The sequence below is a fragment of the Pedobacter sp. MC2016-05 genome, assembly GCF_026239735.1.
Taxonomy (GTDB): domain Bacteria; phylum Bacteroidota; class Bacteroidia; order Sphingobacteriales; family Sphingobacteriaceae; genus Pedobacter.
Map to the genome: position 1 here is coordinate 1 of NZ_JAPIVT010000020.1, position 22,359 is coordinate 22,359.

Annotated in this window: 14 protein-coding genes; all 14 read right to left on the reverse strand. The window is 39.6% G+C overall.

Features of this window, described 5'->3' with window-relative positions; translation table 11 throughout:
- Positions 1-76: 76 nt before the first annotated feature.
- Positions 77-1,093, reverse strand: a complete 1,017-nt coding sequence (locus OQZ33_RS19940) for a zinc-binding alcohol dehydrogenase family protein (RefSeq protein ID WP_265801119.1) — start codon at positions 1,091-1,093, stop codon at positions 77-79.
- 129 nt (positions 1,094-1,222) lie between these two features.
- Positions 1,223-2,011 carry an SDR family oxidoreductase gene (locus OQZ33_RS19945; RefSeq protein ID WP_265801120.1) on the reverse strand — a complete coding sequence of 263 codons (789 nt, stop codon included), beginning with the start codon at positions 2,009-2,011 and terminating at the stop codon, positions 1,223-1,225.
- Positions 2,012-2,098: 87 nt separating this feature from the next.
- Positions 2,099-4,369 (reverse strand): DUF5703 domain-containing protein, encoded by a 2,271-nt coding sequence (locus OQZ33_RS19950; RefSeq protein ID WP_265801121.1) that lies wholly within the window; start codon positions 4,367-4,369, stop codon positions 2,099-2,101.
- A gap of 142 nt (positions 4,370-4,511) precedes the next feature.
- On the reverse strand, positions 4,512-5,939 hold the full coding sequence (locus OQZ33_RS19955) for a sialate O-acetylesterase (RefSeq protein ID WP_265801122.1): 1,428 nt from the start codon (positions 5,937-5,939) through the stop codon (positions 4,512-4,514).
- An 88-nt stretch (positions 5,940-6,027) separates the two neighbouring features.
- Positions 6,028-8,049, reverse strand: a complete 2,022-nt coding sequence (locus tag OQZ33_RS19960) for a glycoside hydrolase family 127 protein (protein ID WP_265801123.1) — start codon at positions 8,047-8,049, stop codon at positions 6,028-6,030.
- A 90-nt stretch (positions 8,050-8,139) separates the two neighbouring features.
- A complete protein-coding gene (locus tag OQZ33_RS19965) occupies positions 8,140-11,586 on the reverse strand; it encodes a glycosyl hydrolase (protein ID WP_265801124.1) in 3,447 nt (1,148 codons plus the stop codon).
- 150 nt (positions 11,587-11,736) lie between these two features.
- On the reverse strand, positions 11,737-13,026 hold the full coding sequence (gene fucP, locus OQZ33_RS19970; protein WP_265801125.1) for an L-fucose:H+ symporter permease: 1,290 nt from the start codon (positions 13,024-13,026) through the stop codon (positions 11,737-11,739).
- Positions 13,027-13,177: 151 nt separating this feature from the next.
- Positions 13,178-13,621 (reverse strand): MaoC/PaaZ C-terminal domain-containing protein, encoded by a 444-nt coding sequence (locus OQZ33_RS19975; protein WP_265801126.1) that lies wholly within the window; start codon positions 13,619-13,621, stop codon positions 13,178-13,180.
- Positions 13,622-13,833: 212 nt separating this feature from the next.
- Positions 13,834-14,913 carry a Gfo/Idh/MocA family protein gene (locus OQZ33_RS19980; protein ID WP_265801127.1) on the reverse strand — a complete coding sequence of 360 codons (1,080 nt, stop codon included), beginning with the start codon at positions 14,911-14,913 and terminating at the stop codon, positions 13,834-13,836.
- Complete coding sequence (locus OQZ33_RS19985) at positions 14,910-16,148, reverse strand: extracellular solute-binding protein (protein ID WP_265801128.1); 1,239 nt, start codon at positions 16,146-16,148, stop codon at positions 14,910-14,912. The genes OQZ33_RS19980 and OQZ33_RS19985 overlap by 4 nt, the downstream gene beginning before the upstream one ends.
- Positions 16,141-17,304 carry a CaiB/BaiF CoA transferase family protein gene (locus tag OQZ33_RS19990; RefSeq protein WP_265801129.1) on the reverse strand — a complete coding sequence of 388 codons (1,164 nt, stop codon included), beginning with the start codon at positions 17,302-17,304 and terminating at the stop codon, positions 16,141-16,143. The genes OQZ33_RS19985 and OQZ33_RS19990 overlap by 8 nt, the downstream gene beginning before the upstream one ends.
- 166 nt (positions 17,305-17,470) lie before the next feature.
- Positions 17,471-18,631 carry a CaiB/BaiF CoA transferase family protein gene (locus tag OQZ33_RS19995; protein ID WP_265801130.1) on the reverse strand — a complete coding sequence of 387 codons (1,161 nt, stop codon included), beginning with the start codon at positions 18,629-18,631 and terminating at the stop codon, positions 17,471-17,473.
- Positions 18,628-19,788, reverse strand: coding sequence for an ABC transporter substrate-binding protein (locus OQZ33_RS20000; protein WP_265801131.1), 1,161 nt, complete (start codon positions 19,786-19,788; stop codon positions 18,628-18,630). Before OQZ33_RS20000 ends, OQZ33_RS19995 begins: the two co-directional genes overlap by 4 nt.
- A 139-nt stretch (positions 19,789-19,927) precedes the next feature.
- Entirely contained in the window at positions 19,928-22,330 is a 2,403-nt protein-coding gene (galB, locus tag OQZ33_RS20005; protein WP_265801132.1) for a beta-galactosidase GalB, read from the reverse strand.
- Between the last annotated feature and the right edge of the window lie 29 nt (positions 22,331-22,359).

A 22,359-nucleotide genomic window follows, 5' to 3' on the forward strand; every position in this document is an offset into this window, starting at 1 on the left:
TGGAGACAGTCTCCGGGTTTCATATTTCTGGTTGGTGGAGATACCAACCAGTAGGAATAATCTCCAAAAAGCAAAGCTAATCTATACTTACCATTGCTTTTATTACCCCTGTTTTAGGATCTAACCAACTCTCAAACTCGTCTTTTACCTCATCAAATTTAACCTGGTGCGTAATGTAGTTTGTAGGATTCACCAACCCTGCCTTCATTGATTTAATTACATGCTCGAAATCTTCGATGGTCGCATTTCTACTGCTCATTAATGTCGATTCACGTTTATGAAATTCCGGATGGTTGAAAATTAAATCACCTTTTTGCAAGCCTATTAATACGAATCGTGCTCCGTGAGCCATATAATTAATGGCGTTATTGATTGCCTTTTGATTCCCCGTAGCGTCAATTACCACTGTTGGCATATCGCCATTCGTAATGTCGCTAAGTTGTTGAGTTACATCAGGCGCAAGTGCGTTGACCACGTGGGCAACTTTTAATTTATCCTTACAAAATGTCAACCGATCTTCGTTGATATCCAAAGCAATAACATTTGCACCAGCGATCCGGGCAAATTCCATCGTCCCTAAACCAATCGGACCAGCTCCTATTACCAGTACAAATTCACCTGACTGAACATCTGCCCTCCGAACGCCATGCGCACCAATTGCCAAAGGCTCAACTAAAGCGAGCTCATCATAACTTAAACCTTCGCCGTGCAGAAGCGTTTTCGACGGCACCTGCAAATATTCACGCATGCCACCATCTACATGTACGCCACAAACCTGCATTTTAACGCAGCAGTTTGGTTTGTTCATGCGACAAGCAATACATTCGCCACAGTTAAAATAAGGAATAAAAGTTACGGCTTCACCTATTTCAAAACCTTTAGCACCATCTGCTTCCACTAACTCACCCGAAAGTTCATGCCCTAAAACCCGTGGATAATTAAAAAAAGGCTGCGTACCTTCAAAAGCGTGTAAATCAGTTCCACAAATACCAATTCGCTTAATTTTAATAATGGAGTGGTCTTTCTTTAACTCCGGTTTTTCCGTTTCGGAATAAGTAAAAGTACCAGGTGTTGTACAGGTAAGGGTTTTCATTTTTTAGTGACTGATGTTTGAATGATTGAATGAGTAAGTTTTAAATGAGTGAATGAGTAAGTGGTATTTAAAACAATGTGCAATCACTCTCTCATTCACACTCTATCTCTCATTCACTAATTAATTAAATTATGCGTTGGCTAAAGCTCTGTCTAAATGGACATAACCACCATCTACATGGATAATTTGCCCCGTAGTATGACTCGATTTTGCCGACATCAAGAAAGCAGTCATGTTAGCAATTTCTTCTGCAGTCGTCATTCTATTTTCCAAAGGAATTTTAGCCGTAATTTCGTCCAATTTAGCTTGTGCATCTGGTAAAGTTTCAATCCAGGTTTCGTACGCTGGCGTCCAACATTCGGCCACCACCACAGCATTTACACGGATTCCATATTTTAGAAGCTCTACTGCCCATTCGCGGGTTAAAGCGTTTCGCCCTCCGTTTGCTGCTGCATAGGCTGAAGTATTTCCTTGACCGGTTTCGGCTGTTTTTGAAGTGATATTAACGATTGCACCTTTGCTTTTAATTAATTCTGGCAAGGCGTGATGTGCCATTAAATAATAGTGAACCACGTTCTTGTGTAATGAAGCCATAAAATCTTCGTAATTACCGCTTTCTAAACCCACTCCATCATTTACACCTGCGTTGTTTACCAAACCATCAATTCTTCCAAATTGAGCAATAATTTCAGCAACAACTTTCTTACAATCATCAGGATTGGATAATTCGGCAACAAATTGTGCCGCCTTTCTACCCTCTGCGGCAATTGCATCAACAACTTTTTGGTTATCATCTGCCTTTCTACCAACAACTACTGCGATGGCATTTTCCTTTGCGAAAACTTCTGCAATGCTACGTCCGATGCCTTTTGCAGCACCAGTAATTACGATCACTTTTTCTTTTAACTGTAAATCCATATTTTTCTATTTGGTGAATGATTGAATTTTGAATGAATGGATGTTCCCTGGCAACTCGCTAACACATTCCCTCATTCAATCATCTGCTCACTCTAACATTTTATTAATTACATCTGCCCTTCTTGATTCTGGCAAAACTTTTAAATCTACTAATTTTCCGTCTTTCAAAGTCCCTTCAACTATTGTTTTAAATGGCGCATGAAGTTTAAAATGAACATCCCAATCTTTAGGCCAGGCAGGAAACAAATAAATGCTTTTTCCGTCTGCTTGGAGCAGCATTTCCTGCAAACCGATCATCCCCGATCCACCCCAGTTATGGTCTGGAACCCAATCGAAACCCGGTCCCCAGAAAGCGGGAAAGCGTCTGCCAGAATCTTTCAGTTTAGCGGTTGTTAGTTTTGTCGCCTCATCCGTCAATCCTAATCTAGCGGCAAAAATATTATCTTGTTTCCATCCTACATGACTTCGGAATTTTAAAACGTCTGTATCATATTTGAAAGTATTTATTGCCGTATCTAAACCCGGTTTTCCTATTCCATAAATTCCCCAGGGATAAACCGGGTATAATTGCGGACTTTCTGTATTGTTAATTCGCTCCCAAAGTTTCGCAGGAGAAATTGTGGCATGACCTTTAAATTCTCCGAAACTTATTGGCGGGATGGTTTTTAGCATTTCCTGCCAATCTGTTTTTTGTTTTTCGGATAAACCGGGATACGTAATCAATCTTTCCAGAACCGTTTTCAAAGCCGCAATTGTAGATGTGGAGTTATAAGCCATTTTATATGTCTCCGCTCCGGAACCCGGATATAAAACTAAATGTCCATTGGCATCCAACGCCTTTGCTCCTCTTTGCTTCGCCAGGTATGTATAATGCTCTTTGAAAAATGTGAGTGAGCTTTCAATTAAAGGAAGATATTTTTCAATGTTTGCGCCATCATATCTTTCAGTTTCCAAAATCATCATACAAAACTCCAAAACGGTATCCCATTCATATTCCAACCAGGCATTGTATTCCATGCCTTTGTTAAAATCAGCAGGCCGTTTCCAGCCGTATTCTGCCGGATTTGGCAACCCAAAGTTCTCTAATTGCTCCGTAAAACTTGCTCCCTTATGCCCCCAGGCAGCTTGAGTTCTAATCTCCGCGTTTTTCAATAGATTGAGATAGAAATCAAATTGTGGTTTCATCATTTCGAAGTCGCCACTTTTTAACATTGGCCAGTAAACCAACCGCTGGTTTTGTGCCGTGTGTGTTCCTCCTCCCCAGTTTCTGAAATCGGGCGTGTATTTCAAAGCAGAATCTGTAAGTTGCGGATCATAAGTAAATAAGCCACCGTTAAACTTAGTAGGATAATTTCCAAATGCGTTGCAGCCCAACATATACCGAAATAATTGATAGTTTTTTGATGACTGATTCGCCGTCTCGTCTTTTGAGCTGATGTTGATAAAACTCCTTTTCCAGTAATCATTCCACCATTTAACACTTGCTTTTTGATTGATTTTTTTTGGTACTGCATTTAATTTTCTTTCCCATTCCTGAAGAGATTTGTTTTTTGCAGTAGTTAGGGTAATAGAAATATTAGCCGATTTGGAGGGCTTCTTACTTTTCAAAGTCCAGGCCTTAAATGGCGTATTCAAATATTTTCCCTGGTAATTTCCGGCTGCCAGTAAGTTATCACCTTCCATTGTTCCGCCAAAAATCAGGTCATTTAGAGGGTTATATAGTTCTTCTTTCCTGTCGGCAAGTCCCTGTTGCTTTACGGCGACGTCGAAAACGGTTTCTGCTTTGTTCTGGTGATAAAATTGAACTGCATTATTCTTAAATACAACCTCATCTTTGAAGGTCTTTACTATCCCTTGAGGTGCCCATTTATACGAATTCTGGTTATTTTCCTTGCCTTTACTTATGCGATCTTCAAACCGCCAGCTTTCATAACTTGCTTCTGTTGTAATGTTCTGATTTGATTTAATACCCAAATGAATAATTGGATTAAAAACATCGACCCAAACTTTAATTTGAGTGTTCAAATTCCCATTAACGCCGAAAATCTGAGCATATCCGTCTTTTAAAATTAATTCTTGCTTAAAAGTTTTGCCCTCAAACGGATTAGGACTGAATTTAAGTTTTACCCGACCTAGTTTGAGCAGCGTGTTATTCTCATCAAATGTTCCACTACGAGATAGATACAAGTAAACTTCACCTTTTTCTACCCATAAATTTAGCCCAATGTCTCCTCCGCCCACTGGCATCGATTCTGATGAATTATTGCTTTGAGAAGTCCATACTACGTTATTGAGCTCTTTGTCTTGTGAAAAACCATTAATCGTGATCAGACACAAAAACACGGAGAAAGGATTCAAAAGTTTTGACCCACTTAGACACCTGACAACATCCAAGCAGAATACCGAGAATTTTGACCATATAAGGAGTGTAAGAACAATTAAGTTTTTAACAAAAATTCTTGGTGTAAATAGTATCTTAGTGGTTAAAGTCATATAACTATTAATTATCCCAATCATCAGTACGGAAAGAAGATACGGGCAAACCATCATTACCGAATAAATCGCCTATCACAAAATCTTTAAAAGCATAACGAACCGCAACTGGCGTTTTAACCTGATCGGCGGATACTGTAACGCTACTCCCGGTAATTGCCGCTTTCGCAGGATAAAATTTCCGATCTGCACCGGCTACTTCGAAAAGACTTAATTCTTTACCGAACGCGGTCAAACCGTTTGATACATTTTGAAATTTAATCACCGCTTTATTTTTATCAATGGTTAAAGATTCATAGGCGGGACTTAGTGCGCCAAAGCCTTTTAAACCATAACTTTGTGCCAAGGCAAGATAAGCCAAACGTTCACCACCTTGTTTTTTGTTCGCTGGATGAATGGATTTTTCCTCACCGATATCCATCAAAATAGCCATTCCTGAATTAGGAATTTTGACTAAAGATTTCCGCTGGGCATCTCTCAAAAACGCGGAGTTAAATTTTCCTCCAATGTGGTAAGGCGGAAGCTGCGCATAGTTGTAGGGAGCAATTTGTGCATAGTAAAATGGAAACTCTCCGTTATCCCAATTTTTTCTCCATGAAGAAACCATTGCTGGAAATAATTCTTCATATCGATCTGGTCGCTCGTAGTTAGATTCGCCCTGATACCAAATTGCACCCTTGATTCCGTAACCAATGACAGGATAAAGCATTCCGTTATAGAGCGTTGTTGGTGTTCGGCTCACTTCCTTTATCGTATCGCCTTTGGCGGGAATTTTGACTTCCGGAAACGCCTTTAAATCTTCAGGCGACATCCAGGCCTCAATGGAAGAGCCGCCATAACTATCATTTATAACACCGATAGGCACTTGCAATAAATCACTTAATAAGGAGGAAAAATAGTAGGCAGTTGCGCTGAAGTTGGAAACCGTTTCGGGTGCCGCCAGTTTCCATTGCGATGCTTTGCTATTTTCCTGGCGTTCGGTAATAGAAGAACGCGGAACGGTATAAAGCCTTATATTTTTATTTGACGATTTAAGAATGGCTTCGTTTGAACCAATTATTGGCTGACTTTTGAAGCCTTTCATTGGCATTTCCATATTCGATTGACCACCACAAAACCAAACCTCGCCGATTAAAATATCTGTTAGAATCAGCTTTTCTCCATCATTTAATTCCATTTCATATGGTCCGCCAGCAGATGGTGTGGCCACTTTTACTTTCCACTTCCCATCTTGATCAGCTATTACTGAATAGTTTTTCTTGTTCCAGGAAGTGATGATTTTTACTTTGGTCGAGGCCTTGGCCCAACCCCAAATCGCCACATTACTTTGTTGTTGCAAAACCATGTGGTCGGTAAAGATGGAGGCAGGTTTAACCGTTGCCGATGCGATGATGCAGCAAGCGAAGTTTAAAAGTAAGGTGAGTTTTAGTTTCATTTTTATCACGTTATTTCGTCATTGCGAGGCTTGAAGCAATCTCATAGTCAAAATAGATTGCTTCGTACCTGGCAATGACGATTTATTTTTATTTACTCACTGGTAACCAAACCGACATTTCTGAATGCCCACGATTTCCCCACGCAAAATAAGGTACCAGTTTAATTTCAGCATCACTGTTATTGTTATTAACCGGGCGATACAATACGTTTTTCCAGTTATTCGGTTCCACAATTTTAGCATTACCAACCAAACTCATCATCTCTGCACCATCAATATTTATTGGTTGAGCGGTAAATTTCGTTGAGGTAGGAATAAAAGCATTAAAGATATTTTTGCCAGGTAAATCTGTAGATTCCAGGCAATAAACAATTGGTCCGCGTTTTACTGCAATTTGGTTTCTGTTTTCTTCAACTAAAGGATTGGCCTCAATCAAAGTAGCCTCCATCGGGAGATTCAATTCTATTACATCGCCTTTTTTCCAAACCCGATTTATTTCGGCGTATGTTCCGGAAGTGGCTTTAATATTTTCTGTTTTACCATTAACGCTAATTTGAGCATTTTGAGTCCAGGCTGGTATTCGAAGGAAAACTGAATACGGTTTATTTCCAATTTCCTTAACAGTGATTTTAATACTTCCATCCCATGGATAGTTGGTAGTCTGAACTAGTGAAACCTTACTTCCATCAGCTAATTTAGTAGTTAAGTTATTTCCACCGTATAAATTGAGCCACAACCCATTATCAGAAATACAGTAAGCATAATCACTTACTTCGGCAATGGTCCTCACCACATTCGGTGGGCAGCAATTCGACAAGCCAATATAAGGTACTCTGTCTTTAGACCAGCGCTGTTTGAAAGGCAAATCATCAGATTGAGCTAATGGATTAGTGTATAAAAAATTCTTTCCATCCAAACTTATTCCTGATAAAACGCTGTTGTGTAAAGCCAGTTCCATCACATCTGCATATTTTGCATCGCCTGTAATTTGGAGCATTCTCCAATTCCAAAGTACATTACCAATATTAGCACAGGTTTCGTTGTGGGCTGTAAAATTTGGCAACTGATAATCGCGACCGAAAGCCTGATGAATTTTTTGAACATCAGCGGGGTTATATGAAGTTCCGTCAGGCGAAGTACCATCGTAAAGCGAACCACAGCCACCTGTTATATACATTTTATGCTGGTTCACATCATCCCACATTAAATTTAAGGTTTTCAACAGCGAATCTTTTCCAGTTTCTGCATATAAATCGGCTACGCCAGCATATAAATAGTTCGCCCTCACTGCATGCCCCATCGCCTTGGTTTGCTGCAAAAAAGGAATTCTATCCTGATTATCATCAGTTCCGTCATCAATTTTGCCTTTAATGGCGATTAAATGATTTGCCAATTCTAAATACCGAGGGTCTTTAATTGTGCGGTACATTTCTACAACGCCCATATAGTGAGAAGGACAAATGGCATTTCTGGCCAGTGTTGGAGAAGCCGATTTGTAGAAATTATACAAATAGTCAGTAGCTTTTTTAGCGATATTTAACAAAGTGGTTTTACCTGTTGCCCGGTAATGGATGCAACCCGCCGTCATCAAGTGTCCAATGTTATAAGATTCAAAGCTCAGCCTATCTTGAAACTGATTTTTTGAACCTGTTTTCCGTTGCTCAATCATTGCTTTCGTGTAGATATAACCATCTTCGCGTTGCGATTTCCCAATCACCACAATGGCTTTATCCATCATTTCATTCAGCTTTGGATTTTTGGTTGAGGCGTATAGACTTGCCACAGCCTCCAAAGTTTTGTAATAATCGCCATCGTGAAAAGACGGCCCAGAATGCGAACCCGTATCTAAACCAGCAGCAATTTCAAAATTTTTAAATGCATGGCTTATTTTTGGATCGTTGTAAATTGCCCACATATTCGGCACCATGGTTTCAGTAGCAACCTTAAACCGATCGGCCCAAAAACCCTTTGTCCAGGTGACGTCAGCCATGTTAACACTTCGTAGCTTGGCATATTTACTATTTGAAGTATTAACAAGTGCCTTATCCTGGGCGTTAACCTGTAAAAATGGTAGCGTTAATAGGATGATGATTGCAGATCTGTTTATCATATTGCTTGCTATTTTATCTTTTTGCTATCATTGCAAGCCAAGAACAATCCTTATAATAGATTGCTTGGTGCCTCGCAAAGACGATTATTTTTATTTCTCTTCCGCTTGAATAACAACGGGCCCTAATAATCCGGCAGGATTTAAAGGTTTACCTTCCAAACGGAAAGGCGCAGTCGTTTTCGTAATTCTTTTATCTTCAGGCAATTTGCTATCCCCTATTAAACGGTTTGCCCAGGTATTCACCACCTCAACGGTAATTTTATTTTCACCTTTTTTTATCGCTTTACTGATGTCTAAGCGATGTGGCGCTGTCCACAATGTTCCGCAATTAATCCCATTGATTTTCACTTCAGCCATGCTGGAAAACCCACCCAAATCAATCCAGGCATTTTTTATATTTCCATTGAATGTAAAACTCTTCGAATAAATAGCAGTCCCAGAGTAGTAATTTATGGAGCTGTCTGCATGTTTAGTCCAGTCAGTTAAATCTTTAAATACAACTGGCTTTGACGGACCACCAAGAGCTGGATCGAATTGAACTTGCCAGTCTTTAGAAATATCCTGGCTAGTTTTAAACTTATTGGAATTTAGCCCAACTTGCAGTTGAGTTAAATTTGTCTTTTCATTAAAAATTACGAATATGGAACCATTTGCTGGCAATTTTAAGTTAAAATAAGTCCTTCCGTCTCTAATCGACCAGCTTTTAAGAGCGGTTGTATCATTGGTTACCGAATTGTAGATTTTTGGCACCATTCCATTTATTCTAAAAGAAAAATTAAATGCTCTTTCTTTAGCTTCTTGGTTTGATATAAAGTAGATGTCAGAGTCGGTCGTTTTTCTATGACCAAATGCTACTTTTTTTGTTGGCAAAATTGTTGAACTTAACAACATTGATCCTGTAGGGATTTCAGTGATATCCAAATCCTTTCCCAGACCTAAACTATTAAAATCATTTCCCTCAAAAGGTGCTCTATAAATTTGCCCTAAACCAAGTTTCTTTATATAGATAGGTTTCCCACCACTCTTAAATGAATCAAAATACCCACCCCAAATTTCATCAACAATTTTGTCAAATTGCGCTACTTTAACTTGCTCGTTTCCATTTTGATACATTGGCTTATCTGCTAAAATCACTTTAGCTCCACTCCTAATCAATTCCAACAGCTTTTCAACAATTTCAAAACTCATGTATTGATGATTTGGATTCATTTTCATCGCTCCTGGAAAAATCAAAACTTTATAAGTTGCGCCACTTTCAAAAATTACCTCGCCATTTTTTACCTTGGCTGTACTCAAAACATCAGGGTTAAAACTGTCGTAAGCGTAACCGCGTAGTGGATTTACCCAGTTTTCCGGATCAGCGATATTTGCAGAATGCGTTACGCCAGACGGAATCTGACGCAAAGGTTCGCCAACATTGGCCAAACGTTTCTTTTCTGATTCCACAACATCAGCACCGAAAATACCAGGTAAGGTTTCAACTAACCGATCTGGCAGAACTGAACGTCGGGGTAATTCTTCTCCTGTAAAAACAGCGATATCAACCACAGGCTTACCCTGCTGTAACAGGTTTTGTGTTCGCTCTGCGTAGTCTACCCATGCTTTGCCCGCTTTCCACCAGGTTTGGTCTCTTTGAAAATATAAACCCACGCCATCTAGCGTCATCCCAGGCTTTCTATCTATCCACGGATTATGGGTAAAAACATGATAAACCAATTTGTTAATCCCAAGCGCATAATTCCTATCCTGCAAGGCTTTCATATTCGAAGGATTTTCATTCCAATCCATGCGAACGGTGGTAAAAGCTTCTGCTTGAACAATATTTTTCCCATAGATATGAGCACCAGAAATGGCATCTAACATATCATTTGGCTTATCGTGAGTCGGGCTGTTCAACCAGAATTCTCCCATCGGCACATCAACAGTTTTGTAATGCAACAAGCCATCGCTTATCATCGTCGGCGCAATGCTTTCAGCAGTGAAGGTTACCCCTTGTTCTTTAGCTAATTTTGCCAAAGTTTTGTAAAACTGATCTACTACCAATTCGGAGATTGTTTTACGAATGTCGTAGAGAAAATTTTCAGAGACTGCAGCGCTTTCTACAGGTAATCCAGTCATGATTGGCAAGTATGGCGTTAAATCGTAACCTCTGCGTTTTTGAAATTCTGCCTTAAATAATGGCGACCAATTCTGGCTGCCACATTCCCAACTATCTACATGGAAAACGCTTAAAACTTTCTTGGCTATTTCTGGTCCGCCATGTTTTAGCGCTTCACCATACCAATTTTCGAATTGCAGTTTAACGGCTTCGGGATTAAACTTATCGCACTCCAACCCTTTTCCACCACCTGCTGTTGCATTGGTATGGCCAGTAGTAGTATGCCCAACTCTTAAAATCGTCCAGCTCGTCTGTCTGGCAGGCAGGTTCCCTTTCGGTGCTTTCCAGTTTAAAGTTCCATCTGGATTTAATTTATCCGTTAGGTTGATGATTTTATTTAATGGAATACACAGGTCTTTGGCGATTTGTTCATCCGTACTTCTCCTGCTAATTCTCCAAACCGAACCATTTTTCCCTTCAAACTGACTAATTTGTGCAGCTGAACTTAACTCAAGATTTACCAGTTTTAAAGAAGGTTTCCATTTAGCAGCATCCAAATCTTCGGCTCCTGGTTCCGAATCCTTCTTATCATAGATAAATCTGAAAAATTTAGCCGTTGTTGGATTAATAGAATGTGTTACATCCTCGTCGGTATCTTGCCAACCATGACGTGGCGCTTCCAGCCTGCCAATCGACCGAAAACTTTTTCCATCATCACTTACCTCGATTGCTAGTCGCTGCGCCTGATAATTATTTCCACTAATTTTAATGGTTACCGTTCTGCAAGTAAATGGTTGGGCAAATTCATACTGAATATAACAGGGTTCATTGGAACCAAAGTTCTTCTTATTTCCGGGCTGAATCAAACCTGTGGCATCAGCACCATTGCTAGCCGTAATTTTAGGTATAACCGTTCTTGTAGAAATGTTTTCGCCCACAGGCGAAGGATAAGCATAAACTGCGATATCTTTATAGTAGTTTTCGTTCAATTCAGGTTTTGAAAGAATAATTTTTGCAGTTGAATTATTTACCACAGACTTTGACCAAACCACCTTTTGCATAGAAAGTTCGGGTTTAATCCAGGGTCCACCAGCCAAGGCGAAACCATCACTCACATGCATCCCGAGTTTTAAGTTTAGCCGTTTTGCCTCACTCATGGCAAACTCCACCAGTTTCCACCATTCGGGCGTAAGTTGAACTGCAGGTGGCGAATAAACAGGCGTTTTATCCGGACCTTGAATACTCATCAAGTAAGCACCCCCAATTCCATTGGTTTTCATCGCCTCCAAGTCGGCTGTAATACCAGGTTTAGAAACCGCACCTTTTACCCAATACCAAAATACCCAAGGTTTTGCATTTTCGTTTTGTTGTGCATTAAGCTTAAAGCTAAAATTACAGAGTAGAAAGAACAGAAATATTTTACTAAACACTAGTTTCATTTTGATTTTTTTTTGTCATGGCCATATTCGATTTTAAGCGAAATGAACCATTGATGGTGTATTGGCCAATTGATATCTTTCGCTGCTCCTGGCAATGTGTTTTGTGCCTTGCCTGCAACTACGGGCAGGCAATGGCGAATAGTTTCTGATCTATTTATGAGCGATTTTATAACCTCTTATTCCGAAATAGAGAATAATTAAATAACAAACTAACGGGATACTGTAACCTATTTGGATATTATCTCCATAATGATCGATTAGGGATCCCATTCCAAATGGTAATATAGCACCGCCAACAATTGACATAATGAGCCAAGATGAACCCGGTTTTGTATCCTCTCCTATACCATCTATTCCCAAGGCAAAAATGGTTGGGAACATAATCGACATGAAGAAACCCAAACCGCCCAAAGCGTAAACTACTACTACTCCTGTTCCAGTTATAGCAACAATACTAAGTAAAACACATATTACAGCGTAAATAGCCAATAGTTTGTTTGATGCGATGTAGCGTAATAAAGCTGTCCCCACAAATCGCCCAACTAAAAATAATGTACCATATAACCCTAGATAATTCAATGCTGTATACTCATCAAAACCACCAGCCTGTTGTGCTGCCCTGATGAAAAAGCTAGTTACACAAACCTGTGCACCTACGTAAAAAAACTGTGCAATTACTGCCCAACGTAAATGTTTATGTTTTAAAGCGCCCAAAAAACTACCTTGAGAAATACCATCTTTACTGGCTGTTTTCACCTCTGGAAGTTTCATAAAATAAAATAGCAAGGCCACTAAAACCAAAATAGTTCCCAAAATAATATATGGTGTTTTTACTGTTGATGCTTCGGTTAGAAAATAATTGTTTCTAACAGTTTCCGTCATTGCCGCTAATTCTTCTTTGGTGTGAGATTTACCAGAAAGAATAAATCGACCTACAACTGTTGCCAAAGGTGCTGCTAAACCATTAAATGTTGCTGCAAGGTTTAGTCGCCATGCAGCTTTATCAGGACTACCTAATATTGCTGCGTAAGGATTTGCAGAGGTTTCTAACAACGTTAAACCGCAACCAATGATGAAAAGCGCTATTAAGAATGTAATGTAAGACAAATTATTTGCTGCAGGAACGAATAAAAAAGCGCCGAAAGCGAAGGCCAGCAATCCAGTAATCATGGTTGATTTATACCCGAACCGTTTTAGAAGTACACCTGCAGGAATTGCCATTAAAAAATAAGCTAAAAATACTGAAGTATCAATCAATGTAGATTGACTATTGCTCAGGTTACACGCCTTTTTTAAGTGTGGAATTAAAATCGAATCCAGATTATGCGCCATTCCCCAAAGGAAGAAAAGACTTACGACTAATATAAATGGCAATAAATATTTTTTCCCTGCTGAAGGATCACCTTCGGTTACAATTTCTGGCTGTGTGTTGTGGTTCATTATATTTGGTTTATTTGTTCGTTCATTGGTTTATTAGTCATTGGTTCATTAGGGCGTATCTCTACTTATATGTTCGTTCACTGGGTGGTATTTACGTTTTACTACAACTATCAATATCGGCACCCAAACCAATGAACTATTGGCTAATGAACTAATGATTTTTCTTTACTACTAGCAAATGGTCGCAGACTAAAACTACGTCTCCATGCTGATTGATTATTTCTACATGTTCGGTTACTGTTCCGTATTCGGGTCTTTTGCTATCTCCCTTTTCAGAGATTGTGATTTCTGAATGTATGGTATCGCCAATGAAAACTGGTTTTACAAAACGCAATTTATCGTAGCCTTTGCTCATCGCCTCAGGATTAATTTCTGATGCCGTTAATCCGATTCCTATGCTAAAAATCATCGTTCCATGGGCAATTCTTTGTTTAAAAGGTTGCGTAGCGCACCATTCTGCATCCATGTGGTGTGGAAAAAAATCACCCGTATGGCCGGCGTGAACTACGAAATCGGTTTCTGTGATCGTACGCCCAAGCGTTATACGTTTATCTTGTAATTGGTAATCTTCAAAAAATGTTGATTTGAAATACATTTTATTTTTTTTTAAAAAATTTTCGTTGTCTTGGCCAGACGGGCTTTTTTCTTTTGATCGCAAAAGAAACAAAACTCCCAGCTTAAAATTTTTCTATTTAAGTTAATGCTTTGGCTTTAACTGTGCATCCCGAAAAATTTGTTAGGCTGGATTTTAGTAGAACGACTTTAAGTGCTTTGGCTCTTCAAATCGCCTATATCCGAAATTAAAACTTATAACTTATAACCTAAAACATTTACCCCTCCAGTATCACTTGATTGATATGCACTTTCCACAACAGCCATCGTTTGAATTACATCCTCAACACTGGTATACAACACATCACTCGAACCCTCGTTATACCTCATCAGATTTGCCATCGTTCCAATAAAAGCTTCCGGAAACCAAGAACCTTCCAGTTTTACAGTTTGCCATTCAGGCGATTTGCCTTCTTCTACAATACAGTACTCGAAAACGTCCGGCACACCATGAGGATAATCCATCAATAAGCCTATTTTTGCCACAATTGCACCTTTTGTACCCTCCCATTTAATATAACTCTCCTGGTGGTTTGGTCCGAAATCATGATCATGGTTGGTGTTAATCACCGCATGGAGGGTATCCCCGTAATCTAACAAAATTGTAGACCGTGAAGATGATAAATTTTTCTCGGGATGCTTCAAAGTTTTTGCTAAAACAGTGTTGGGATTACCCAAAAACGATCTGATCAGATCTACATAATGGATGCTATGGTATTGAATTTCAAGCCTTGGATGAATGATTACATGTGGAAAAATTTCCCATGGCGTTTTAATCGTTACCCGAACTTCCATATCGTAAAGTTCACCAATGAGCCCCTTATCAATCAGGTCTCTTGCTGCACTTACAAAAGGCGCAAAGCGAAGTTGAAAGTTAATAGATGCTTTCAAGTTCTTAGAACGGCAAAGCGCTAAAATCTCATTTGCCTGGGCAAAATCATCACCCATAGGCTTCTGAATTAATACAGCGCTTCCATCTGGCAATTGATTTAAAGCATCGATATATTGCGCAGGCATTGTTGTTAAATCATAAACTGTATTTTCTGGTGCATTAACCACAGCTTCTGCTACAGAATTGTACACATTTGGAATACCAAAAGCATCTGCTAATTTTTGGGCTCGTTCTTTGGTTCGGTTTACGATGCCGTGTACTTCAAAACCCGCAATTTTATAGGCAGGTAGATGCGCATCTGCCACGATTCCACCAGCACCAATAATGATAATTGGTTGCTTGGTAAGCGGTAATTCTGGTTTATATTTTATATCAATACTCATTTATCAATTTTATTTATCTGGTTTTGTGCTTCTAAAATAAGCGCTTCACTTGGCGTTTCCGTATTTACCGCCTGCAAAACCATTTGATCAATAATAGCGGCAATTGCTGCCCAATTTTGTTTTTGCGGTAGCATGTTTGCCACCTCATGCAACGTTTCCAATTTGTGGTAATAAGGAATAATGGCGTTAATTTCAGCATCATTCCAGGTTGAAATTCTGCAGCCAATTCCCCCTTCCATTGTAAGTTGTTTATCTTGTTCCTGAGCTAAAGCAAAGCGAAGAAAATCATAAGCAAGATCCTTATTTTTACTGCCTTTGGCGATGGTGTAAAGCCAGTAAACATTTAACGAAGCGGAATTCTTACCCTCCGCTGCAGGTAACAAGCCGACATCAACTTTTCCTTTAACTTTAGAATTTGCATCTATTTCACACATCGCTGCAAAGCCAAACCAGTTGATCATCATGGCAGCTTCTCCTTGCGAAAATGCAATTCCTGCGGCTACCGATTCGAATTCAGCTGATTTTGGATGGACCGCAGTTTTATCATTAACAATTTTTCGGTAGAAATCTAACCCGCTGATTGCGGCCTCAGTATTAATTTGGATAAATCCACTCTTATCTGTTAAGCTCCCGCCCCTGGTCCACAATTGTAGGCAAAAATCAAATACCGTATTATGCCCATCATGATAGCAGGCAAAAATGCTTCCGTATAAATTATCTTCTGGACGGTTAAAATATTGGGCAATTTGATGGAAGTCTTCCCAGGTTTTTGGCGCTTCCAACGGCTTCCCGTACTTTGCCAAAAACCTTGTTTGCTCAAGGTCGCTTTCGAATAAGTCTTTTCTGTAGATGAGACATTCTGGCCCGTCGTGAAAGGGCAAGCCTACTATTTCCCAGCCAAAACGCTGCAACGTTAATAGCGACTTACTCCATCCCCTCGGAAAATCCTCAGGTTTATTTTTGTTGATGTAAGGATTCAGTACTTCAAAATCATGATGGGAATAACCTTCCAAAACCCAATCTGTACTGATGTGGGCAATGTCAAAATCTCCATTTGCTAAACCTTTTTTTGAAATGGTTTTATCATAGAGTTCGTGTAAATCCATCACCACCATTTCCAACTTTATGGTGCAGCCAGAAAATTCACAATACTGATCCCAGAATTTCTGTATGGCCGATTCAAAAGGAGCAAATTTGCGAACAGCTATTTTAAAAGTTTCTATCTGGTTATGCATTAGCAATCGTATTCTGAGTGATGAATTCTTTGATAATCCTTTCGTTGTCCTGCCCCAATTTTGGAGAACCTTTACTGGAAGTTAATAGCTCGCCATCAATACGAATCGGACATCTGGTGGTTTCATATTTGTAACCGTCTATCATCTCCACTTCCTGTATCATATTTAAAACCTTGAAACCCTCGTGAGCCATTAGTGCATTCCAGTTTAATACATCTGCACACCAAATATCTGCCGGCTCTAAAACAGAAAGCCACGTTTCAGTAGTTGCAGTAAGCAGATGTGCTGCTAAAATCGTTTTAATTTCGTCTCTTTTATCAAAAGCTTCTTTCAATTCTACGTAATCTTCCAACTTTTCGCAACCCAATAATTGGCCTAACTGAGGAATTGAACCCATTGCTAAAGCCAAATAGCCGTTTTCCGTTTGATAGATACCATAGGGTGCACCGAGATAAGCATTGGCATTATTTCTTTTTGAACGTTCTGGTAAGGCGCCTCCATCATTCATGAAGGTGGTAATCGTCTCAAACTGAAAATCATAGGCCGATTCCATCATGCTTACTTGCACAAAACCGCCCTCATTTTTTATCACTTTGCGATACAGACAAGCTAAAAGCCCTTGCGCCAAATGCGCACCAGCCAGCATATCAACAATAGATAAACCCATTGCCACAGGACCGCTATCCGCATTTCCTGTTAGGGATGTGAGTCCGGTAACTGATTGTAATAGTAAATCCTGACCAGGTTTATTTTTCCATTCTGTATTTGTTCCATAGCCTGAAACTTCACCATAAATAATTTCTGGATTTAAAGCGCAAACTGAAGGATAATCAAAGCCCAGACGTTCCATCACACCGGGGCGAAAATTGTGGATCATCACATCTGCTTTCTTTAGCAGCTCACGCACCATATCTCTGTCTTCTTCATTCTTTAAATCTACCTCAAAGCTCTCCTTATTTCTATTGATGGCATGAAAAACAGACGATTCTCCGTTCATAATCAGGTTAGAAGTATATAGGGTACGACAGATATCGCCAATCCCTAAACGTTCAATTTTGATTACCCGAGCGCCCATGTCCGCCAGGCGTAAACTCGCCGATGGACCTGATAGAAACTGGCTGAAATCGATAACTAAATAATCTTCAAGCGGTCTCATAATTTTGTTTATTTCTACTACTATAACTTGCTGTCATTCTGAGGGCAACCAAGAATCCCTAACCTATTTACACTGTACTCATTTCAACCACCAAAATGTTCGATGATATTATCATTCAGTCTTTTATAGCTTGCAGATTCTTCACTGTGTTCAGAATGACAACCTATTAAGTATGATTCTCTAATTCAAACTCTTTATTAATATCTGGCGTGTTAAAACCCAATTTTGGCGCCGCTTTCGGGGCCAATAACTTTTCATGATCCAAACGAATTGGGCTAACGGTTGTCTTTATTTTTACACCATTACCCAAATCTAACTGCTGTTCAATTTGCAGACTTTTATAAGTATTTAACGTCGTGGCGGTTTGGTAATTCAATACCTCTGCACACCAAATTCCGTGGCTTTCTAAAAGATTGACCCATTTTTTCGTTTCTTCTTTTTTGAAAGTTTCGGCTAAACGAACAATCAGTTTATCTCGATTCTCGAAGGCTGAACCAGCCTCAACATACAAATCGGAAATATCACATTTAATAATGGCACAAATATTCGGAAGATTTCCCATCGCCATGGCAATATAGCCATCTTTGGTTTCATACATCCCGTAAGGTGCACTTAAATAGGCATGTGCGCTACCCTTCGCTCCACTTCTGTCTGGCAATTTCCCACCATCATTTAAATAGGTGGTGATCACCTCAAACTGCACATCTAAAATGGACTCCAGTAAACTCACCTCAACCAAAACACTTTTATTGGTTTTTGCTCTCTTGATTAAGCCGGCTAAAATGCCCTGAGCCAGATGATTTCCGCACATAATATCAGAAACCGAAAGACCGAAAGGAACAGGCCCATCGGTATCAACGCCCGATAAAAATGTTAATCCCGAAACTGCCTGAACCAATAAATCCTGACCTGGTTTATTTTTCCAGGGGCCTTCGTTTCCATAACCGGTTACTACTCCAAAAATAATTTTAGGATTGAGAGTCTGAACATGTTCATAATCCAAGCCTATTTTTTCCATTACTCCAGGGCGGAAATTATGCGTCATTATATCAGCCTTGCTGATTAATTTCTTCAACCTTTCTAAATCATCCGGATTTTTTAAGTCGGCTGCATAGCTTTCCTTATTGCGGTTAATGGTATGGAAAAGCAAGCTATCATCATCAACAAAAAGATTTTTTATCGATAACTGACGACAAGCGTCGCCGGTTTTCGGGCGTTCGATTTTAATTACCCGGGCACCTAAATCTGCTAGTTTTAAGCCGGCAGATGGTCCTGCCAGAAACTGGCAAAACTCCAAAACTAAAAGTCCTTCTAGCGGCCTGTTCATGATAATACCAAAGTTTTAGATTTTTGATATAATTCGTTCATCTTCGATAACACTGCAATTTCGTCTCCACCATTCATTAAATAATCCCGAACTACATCGCCTGAGTGATCTTGAAAAAACATAGAGCCATGATAACGAGGACGAAGAAATGCCCGTTGTAAAGCAGGTAAAGTATTTAAAAAATAATTGTGACTTTGGCGGTTAACCTCTTCATTTTTCCAGGCTGATAAATGCCCAGGCTGCCCACCGTTTTCGAAAAACAAGGTAGATTGACAGGCTGGAGAACCCACAAATTCCACATACTTGGCTGCTACGTCAAGCTCCTTACATTTAGATGATATGGCCAAACCGGTTCCACCTAAAGTACTTCTTAAGTTCGTTTTTCCATCAAGGGAAATCATATCGTGAAAATGTAAGGTTTTGCGGGCATATCCGTTTCTTGAATAATTTGAGTAGCCATACGCAAACGGACAATAGGCAATTTCATCTGTTAAAGTCATCGCTTCATAAACCTGAATTGGATTTCTATTGAAGTTTGCCTGATCTATTTTCGAGGCTAGTTCGCGATACATTTCTAAGGCCTTAACACCCGTTTGCTGCGACACTACTTCATCATCACCTTGACAAGGATCCTCGCCCAAAGAGCAGCAGAGGGTATAAAAGTTCATGAGCACATCGATTGGAATTCCAGCAAAGGCAACCAATCCCCTATCGGCAAGTCCTAATAAATCGTCGAATGATTTCGGCAATTCCAAATCTTTATTGACAAATAAATCTGGCCGGGAAGCCGCCACAGGGGTTGCTGCATCTATCGGAAGTGCCCATAAATGTTCATCATAGAAATAGCTTTCGTAGGACTGACCCACCGAATTTCGTTCCTGATCAGCAAGATAATCATCAGAAAGATAAAAATCTAAGGGCACGATCGACTGTGTTTTCGCAGCAAAACCAGCCCAGGGATGATCAATTACGAGTAAATCGAATCGTTCTGCCAGTTCCTGAATGGAGAAATCGGCAAACTGTTGCAAACTCCTTTTCTCCCAGGTGATGTTAACATTTGGATATAATTCGGAAAAACGCTGGGCCGTAGCCACCATAGGCAAAAGCCCGCGACTATGATTCCAGGTTATTCCTTTTAAGTTAATTGTCTTCTCCACTTATCTTAATTTTATTAGTATTTTATCAGGTGGGTAACCCAACCGCTATGTTTCTTTTATTTCTCTTATTCCTCATGGCCGGTGTCTTCACCAACCATTTTAATTTTTATGGCATCACCAATGGGCTAAATTCAAACTATCATTTCCCAGTTTTAATTGTAATTGATGCTGATGTTAAACCTCCGGCTGTAGCAGTCAGTTTTATAATCCCTGCCTTCTCCGTTGATTGAAGAATGGCCAGGCATAAACCATGAAATGCTTTTCGGTAGTTTGCCTTAAATGGCTCCAAACTTGCCTGGAAACCATTGTCAACGCCAGCGATAAAACCATCGCCTTCTACCTTGAAGTCCACTAAATGATCCGCATTCGGCACTAAATTACCAGCAGCATCTAAAACCCGAACCGTTACAAATGATAAGTCGGTACCATCAGCTTTAATATCTTTCCTATCAGCGATTAATTCTATTTTGGCTGCTGCGCCCGTGGTTTTCACTTCTTTAACTAAAACTTCTTTACCATTTTTTCTGGAAACTGCTTTCAGTGTTCCCGGCTCGAAGTTGACATTCCAAAGCACATGTAAATCATCATCCTTTTTTGATCTTTTACCCAATGATTTCCCGTTAAGGTACAACTCCACTTCATCGGCATTGTTGTAATACGCCCAAACCTCAACAGATTTGCCTGATTCCCAATTCCAATGAGGCAAAATATGTAAAACAGGTTTATTGGTCCATTCGCTTTGATACATGTAATAAGAATCTTTCGGGAAACCTGCTAAATCCACAATTCCGAAATAGGAACTTCTGGCCGGCCATGGATAAGGCAAGGGCTCTCCTAGGTAATCAAAACCTGTCCAAACGAATAAACCGGAAACGTGATCATATTTTTTTGCTTCCTTCCAGGTTTCTTCATGTGTAGAACCCCAATAGGCCGAAACATTGTCGTATGATGATGCAGACCATTCCTTATTGCCTTCGGTAAATTTGGTTTTTCCATCTTTAGGCCAACGGCGAATGGTATCTGCCGTATCGTAAAAACCTCTAGTTTCTAAAGCAGATGTCGTTTCTGTAGCAAGAAATTTTACTCCTGGATAGTTTTTTGGGAAATCTGCATATTTTTTATGATTGTAATTTAGTCCGTAAACATCAAGCGCATTTGCCTGGTAAATAAAGTTCTTTTTTGCATCAGTTTCTGTTAATGCTGAAATCACCGGACGAGAAGTGTCTAAATTTTTAACGATACCTACCAACTCTTTGGTAATCGCAATGCCAGTACTATCAAATTGCTCACGAATTTCGTTACCCACACTCCAAAGAATAATGGATGGGTGATTACGGTCGCGTTTAATCATGTCTTCCAAATCACGTTTGTGCCATTCTGGAAAATTTAAATGGTAATCATTTTTGGTTTTCTTTTTCGCCCACATATCAAAAGCCTCGTCCATTACCAAGAAACCCATTCTATCGCATAAATCTAAAAACTCGGGTGCTGGTGGATTATGAGCAGTACGAATGGCATTCACGCCCATTTCTTTCATAATTTCCAGCTGACGTTCCATTGCTCGAACATTAACCGCAGCACCTAATGCGCCTAAATCGTGGTGCAAACAAACACCATAAATTTTCATCGGTTTGCCGTTTAAAGAAAAGCCTTTTTCCGCATCGAAGTTGAAAGAGCGAATTCCGAACATGGTTTCGTAGGAATCGAGTATTTTACCGTGTTGAAGAATCTGAGTAACCAATTTATACTGATTAGGATTTTCTACAGACCAAAGCATCGGATTTTTTATATCGAATAGTTTGGTAGACACATTTTCTTCTTTGCCTATTTTTTTAACCTTGTAAGTTGCATTGTTTACTAATTTACCGTTTGGGTCATATATTTTCTCAATCACATCAGCCGACTCAATCCTACCAGTTTCATTTATAATCTTTGTATTTATTTCAACAATAGCATGAGGATCTGGATAATGCACATCTTTTACATTTGCTTTAACAAAATCTGCAGTTACAAAAGTTCCCCATTTTGCCACTGCAATTTTAGCTGTAGAGCTTAGCCAGACGTTTCTGTAAATTCCAGAACCGGAATACCAGCGGGAATCCGGCTGTGCTGAATTATCAACTTTAACTGCAATGATGTTTTTACCTGATTTAAGAAACTTGCTTATTTCATAAGAAAAAGAAGAATAACCGTAAGGTCTTTTGCCCAAGTATTTACCATTAATCCAGACTTCACTATTTTTATACACCCCGTCGAATTCGATGCTGATTACTCGGTTTTGAAAATCTGCAGGCGCTGTAAATTCTTTTCTATACCAACCAATTCCTGTTGGAAGACCACCGCCTTCGGGTTTAGCGGGATTTTTTTCGTCAAATTTCCCTTCAATGCTCCAATCGTGGGGTAAGGTAAGTTTTCTCCATTTTAAATCGCTGTATGCTGGAGATTTTGCTCCTGGCTCGTCACCTAAAAAGAATTTCCAGTTTTTATTGAAATTTGTTCTGGTGCGGGATTCAGAAATCGCCTTTACTGGGCGAGTCGTCATTTCGAGGCTGGGATTGGGTGAGCCGAAGC

Coding starts and splice junctions, on each gene's coding strand:
- OQZ33_RS19940 (WP_265801119.1), bottom strand. CDS start 1,093: ATGAAAACCCTTACCTGTACAACACCTGGTACTTTTACTTATTCCGAA.
- OQZ33_RS19945 (WP_265801120.1), bottom strand. CDS start 2,011: ATGGATTTACAGTTAAAAGAAAAAGTGATCGTAATTACTGGTGCTGCA.
- OQZ33_RS19955 (WP_265801122.1), bottom strand. CDS start 5,939: ATGAAACTAAAACTCACCTTACTTTTAAACTTCGCTTGCTGCATCATC.
- OQZ33_RS19960 (WP_265801123.1), bottom strand. CDS start 8,049: ATGATAAACAGATCTGCAATCATCATCCTATTAACGCTACCATTTTTA.
- OQZ33_RS19965 (WP_265801124.1), bottom strand. CDS start 11,586: ATGAAACTAGTGTTTAGTAAAATATTTCTGTTCTTTCTACTCTGTAAT.
- fucP (WP_265801125.1), bottom strand. CDS start 13,026: ATGAACCACAACACACAGCCAGAAATTGTAACCGAAGGTGATCCTTCA.
- OQZ33_RS19975 (WP_265801126.1), bottom strand. CDS start 13,621: ATGTATTTCAAATCAACATTTTTTGAAGATTACCAATTACAAGATAAA.
- OQZ33_RS19980 (WP_265801127.1), bottom strand. CDS start 14,913: ATGAGTATTGATATAAAATATAAACCAGAATTACCGCTTACCAAGCAA.
- OQZ33_RS19985 (WP_265801128.1), bottom strand. CDS start 16,148: ATGCATAACCAGATAGAAACTTTTAAAATAGCTGTTCGCAAATTTGCT.
- OQZ33_RS19990 (WP_265801129.1), bottom strand. CDS start 17,304: ATGAGACCGCTTGAAGATTATTTAGTTATCGATTTCAGCCAGTTTCTA.
- OQZ33_RS19995 (WP_265801130.1), bottom strand. CDS start 18,631: ATGAACAGGCCGCTAGAAGGACTTTTAGTTTTGGAGTTTTGCCAGTTT.
- galB (WP_265801132.1), bottom strand. CDS start 22,330: ATGACGACTCGCCCAGTAAAGGCGATTTCTGAATCCCGCACCAGAACA.